3 protein-coding genes are annotated in these 4,919 nt (G+C 34.5%); all 3 read right to left on the bottom strand.

Annotation, left to right across the window (positions count from 1 at the left end):
* Positions 1-1,752 (bottom strand): DUF5689 domain-containing protein (locus K8V80_RS05855; RefSeq protein ID WP_276776046.1); only part of this gene is annotated, 1,752 nt, incomplete at its 3' end.
* A 26-nt stretch (positions 1,753-1,778) separates the two neighbouring features.
* The gene (locus K8V80_RS05850) at positions 1,779-4,502 is read right to left on the bottom strand and encodes a carboxypeptidase-like regulatory domain-containing protein (RefSeq protein WP_276776044.1); all 2,724 of its coding nucleotides are present in this window, start codon (positions 4,500-4,502) and stop codon (positions 1,779-1,781) included.
* A gap of 118 nt (positions 4,503-4,620) precedes the next feature.
* On the bottom strand, positions 4,621-4,919 hold a 299-nt coding region (locus tag K8V80_RS05845), incomplete at its 5' end, for a hypothetical protein (RefSeq protein WP_276776042.1).

Genomic DNA, 4,919 nt, shown 5'->3' with positions numbered 1-4,919 from the left:
ATTAGATATTTCGAATTCACAATCATTATTAGCTTTTAACCATACATGATTTGGTGAACCTTTAATGTTTCTAATGTCAGCATTAGTAGTTGAATCAGCGTATTTTACAGTTTTGTTATCATATCCTGTATAATCTGCAACTTTAGGCCATGGAGCATTTTCTGGTTTAGGGAAGTTCGCACCAAATGTTTCTTTCAATATAACATCGCCTGAAGGTACTTCTGGATCTGTTGGTTCTTCTGGTTCTTGACCATCAAAATTTTTCACATCCTTAGTACTACGAACAGTGAATTGCCAGCTACCATTAAATGTTTCAACTACACCTACAACGGTACCTGTTCCTTGAGGAAGGATTTCTGCTGCAAATTTAGAGTAACCACTATTTCTCATAATGATTGTTTTACCAGTAGCGTCTTTAATTGTTCTATTTGTATTTACTTTAGGATCAGCATAAGGTTGACCAGCTTCTACAAAATGAACACCATCTAATTGAATAATGGTATTAAGATCTACATTACCAAGAGCGGCAATAGTAGTTACTTTAGGAGTTACTGCATTTCCAGTAGAAACGATAACAGCACGTTTCTCAAACTCAGCCATCTCAATTCTATTTGCACCTGCAGTTGCAGAACCAATTTGAAGTAAGCCACCAAAAACTACAGCATCCAATCCTTTTGCATCAAAAACAATTTTTGTACCTACAGGATATTTCTTTGCTACAAAATTATCATTAACACCCACAGTGATACCACCTGTTTCATCTTGGATATAAACCTTTTTGAATACATTGCTATCTGTATCATCACTTACAATAACACCACCAATTTTGATGTCATCTTCAATTTTAATTGGAGCATCTGATGTTGCTCCAGCATATTTTGAAGCAAACTCAATCATTGATGTATTCGGTTTTGCATTTGGATCTTCAGGATCAACAGGTACTTCTGGTTCACCAGGAGTTACACCATCAAAGTCTAAAACATCGTCAATAGAACGAATAGTTAACTGCCAATCGCTATTGTGTTTACCCATAATACCAATAATACTACCAGTACCTACAGGTAAAAGCTCTTTGTAGAAATTAGAGTATCCACTAGTTCTCAAAATAATTTTATTGCCTTGAGCATCTTTAAGATCTCTATTAACTGTTTTTTGATCTTCAGCATAAGGAAGTTTACCGCCATCAGGGAAGTTAACTCCGTCAAGTCTAACCAAAGTATTTACTACTTTATCATCTAGTTTACTGAAATCAGTAATTACAGTAGGTTCGATAGCTTTAAGATTTGGCCAACCATCTTTCACAACATGTGCCTTAAATATTTCCCAAGGAATACGATTTGCTTGAGTTTTATCATAACCTATTTGCAATTGACCACCATATTCCACAACATATAATCCATGAAGATTAATATATACAGTTTGACCTAGTGCATATTCTGTAGACGTATTATTTTGGTCTGCACCAAAGTTTATACCACCTGTCTTATCTTGAATATAAATTTGCTTAAAGATATTTCCAGATGCATCGCTACTTGTAATATTAGCTTTTAAAATATATTCAAATTCAATAAGCTTTGGTGAACCTTGAGTTACATCTTTATATTGTTCTTTAAGTTCAGCAATTGTAATGTTTTCCTCTGGACCTGTATACTCAGGTTTATTTAAAGGAGGGGTATCATAATCCCTAGAACAACCTGTGGCTGCTAATGTAAAGAATAAAAGCAAGCCTAGTATTTTATTTATTGTTTTCATATCTTATTTCTTTATGGAGTATTTACTTAAAATTTATAACTAGCATTTAAGAAGCAGTTGATTCCTTGCATATAAAAATAGCGAGAACTAAATTTATTTGGCTTGTCTAAATCAAGACGTCCTTGCTCATAACCACCTGTTTTTATATTTTCTCTATTTAATAGATTATTTACAGATAGATTAAAGTTAACAGAGTTTCTATTTTTTAGGTAGAATATTTTACCAATAGATAAATCTAGTGTATAAGCACTGCTATAACGTTCTTGATGAGTTAATTGACGATAAGCATCATATTGAGGAGTTCCAGGAGCAACGTTTACATAATTTGAAGCCAAACGACGCATAGGAGCAACATCAATATAGTTTCTACCAAAGCCATTGATATTCATACTTAAGAACCAATAATTACGGAAATAATTGATACCTAAAGTACCTGCTATTTGAGGAGTACTACCTACATAAGAGTCTTTTAAGTAAACTGTTTCCTTAATACCCATCTCTTTACCATTTTCATAGCTAATTGTACCATCAGGGTTATTACTATAATAGTATTCTGCAATTGTACCAGCTACGTCAAAGTTCCAGTTATCATTTAGTTTATAATTAAAACCAAGTTCAATACCTCTGTGAACTTTATTTACACCTGTTAATAGGTGATTAACAAAGGTACGTTCAGTATCATGGTAATAACTAGCTCTCTGCATTAAATCATAGAAGTTTGTTTGGAATACAGATACACGACCATGGATAGCTGGTAAAGAAAACACATAGCTCAAGTCGGCAGTAAAGATTCCTGCACTCTTCATATCATCGGCTGTATAATCTGAAATTCTAGGAGAAATATAAGCTTTATCTACCAATGGTGCCTCGGTCATATAACCCACATTTGCTGTGATGAAGTGACGGCCATTAATCTTATAAGTCAAACCTGCCTTAAGTCCATAATCTACAAATGAATGATTTTGCCCTCTTCCATGAGAATTATCTGGGTAACGACCATTCATCATATAGCCTTTACGATGAAAATCAGTATACGACAATTTAGCACCGTAATAGAAGTCTACACCACGATATTTATAGATGTTTTGGAACCATAAGTTAGCATTATTGATATTAAATTTAAAGTCATAACCAAATACATCACCTTTATAAGCTCTACGATTTGGTTTCAACATATCATTTTGTACGACATCTGGGTTTCCAGGGAAATCGCGTTCAGCAAACTTATCAATATCTAAAACGTATTGAGAGCCTAGTAGGTCATCAACAGTTTTAAATTGGTAAGACTGAGAATTTCTCAATCCAATACCTCCGATGAATTTCATATTTTCATTAATATCTGCATCGAAAGTAGAGTTCATAGAGATTTCAAATAAATCCTTTCGTCTTTCTTCCAGCATATATAAAGCAGCATCATTTCCTTGTCTTCCAGCCATTTGGTTAATATGATACATATTATCCCAGTCGATCTGAGTAACAGTTGGATCACCTACACTCCATAAGTATTTATAATAATCTTCTACTTCAGGACTATCTGCGAAGTATGAAGGAAGATATCTGTAATAGTCTGGACGTGGATCAGGAGCATTATACCAGTTCAGTGCAGTACCACCATAACGATTATAGTGTGCTCCAACTCCAGTTGTTAATCTCATATTTTCATTAATCTTCCACACATGTGAAAGGATAGCAGTTGGGTCAAATGAACGAACTACTTTAGAGTTACGACGTTTTCCATTTTGATAGCCCCAATTCGGATTATAGAGGTTGTTATCTCTCAGATCATATACTTCTTGATAAGATCCTCCTTGTTGTCCTCTCTTTACAGGAGAACCAAAGGTTACGAAAGAGAGACTATGTCTACCATTGTCCCATTGTTTTTCGGCTCCAATAGAATAAGAGATATTATTATAGAAAACACCATCAATACTTCCTCTATCAGAGTAACGACCACCTACAGTAAAGTTAAAAGCCCAGCCGTCATCTCTCAAGCCTGTAGCATAGCTTACCATACCACGAAGATAGTAGTTACGATTAGTATACGATCCTGTTATTTTACCGCCATGTGCATAGTTTGCAGAACGCATATTGATATTTTCTGCACGACCTACTCCCCCAAAAGAGAAACGAGATGGTGCTAAATAATCGGCAGCATCACCATTACGAGTAGCATCATTTAATGCACCAATAGCAGAATAATTGAATACTCCACGTACTTGATCATTGAAAGCTACACCATTGATAAACTTCTGCTCATAGTTATTATCATAACCACGAACTTTAAAGCGCATAGGAGATAGCTGATAAGCAATATTATTTAAGTACATATCATTAGAAAGGATGATCATCGGGCTAACATCTTGCGTTAGTCCTCCTTCATCGTCGCCAATCATATCCTCATCAATAAGACCAATTAAGTTCTTATCATTGTTGAACTGCTTAACAGATACTTCTATATCTTTCAACCAAGTTACTTGATTGGAATTGTACTTCACTGTTAATTCTTTCGCCATGATTCTTGCCGAAGTTATAACTAAGACATCAGATGTACCTTCAATTTCACTAAAGCGGAAAGCTCCAGTTTCATCGGTTTCTGTTGTATAGTTATGTCCTCGCAAAATTACCGCAATTCCTTGCAGCGGCTCTTTAGTTTCAGCATTTATAATTTTCCCTCTAATTTCACCAGCGGTTTGAGCCATAACTGGGAAAGAACAGAGTAGCATTATAAGTGCCATCAGTTTTTGTTTCATACTTTGCGATTTTATTCAATAAACTATTTAAAATTTCTCGTTGTTTGCTTTTGTCTTAAGATGACATGAGACAGCATAGGCTCGTATGCTGTCTCAAAATTATACATTTTTTCTGAATTTATTTAAAACCTTTTAAAATGATATTATCCATTCGGATACCTTCAGGAGTTGTTCCAGCTGAAAAACTTATCGTAATTTCATCTGTATCAACATCTCCAATCTCTAAATTAAATGTTTTATAAGCAGAACCTCCATCTAACATTATATCTTCAAGAGTATCTAAATCTTTATCCCCCACTTTTACAGAGAGTGATGATGCTTTTACTTTATCAGCATTCTGGCATACTAAATCAAAAGAAATACTTAGCTTAGAATATCCTTGAACATTTACATTTTCCATGTGTAAGTTTTTGTCAT

It is taken from the genome of Bacteroides coprosuis (assembly GCF_020741705.1).
Taxonomy (GTDB): Bacteria; Bacteroidota; Bacteroidia; order Bacteroidales; family Bacteroidaceae; genus Bacteroides_E; species Bacteroides_E coprosuis.
Note: the sequence above shows the minus strand (reverse complement) of the source record. Positions and strands in the feature narration are given on the sequence as shown.

What these genes read in the sequence shown, in the direction of transcription:
- K8V80_RS05850 (WP_276776044.1), bottom strand. Translation starts at nt 4,502, where the DNA reads ATGAAACAAAAACTGATGGCACTTATAATGCTACTCTGTTCTTTCCCA.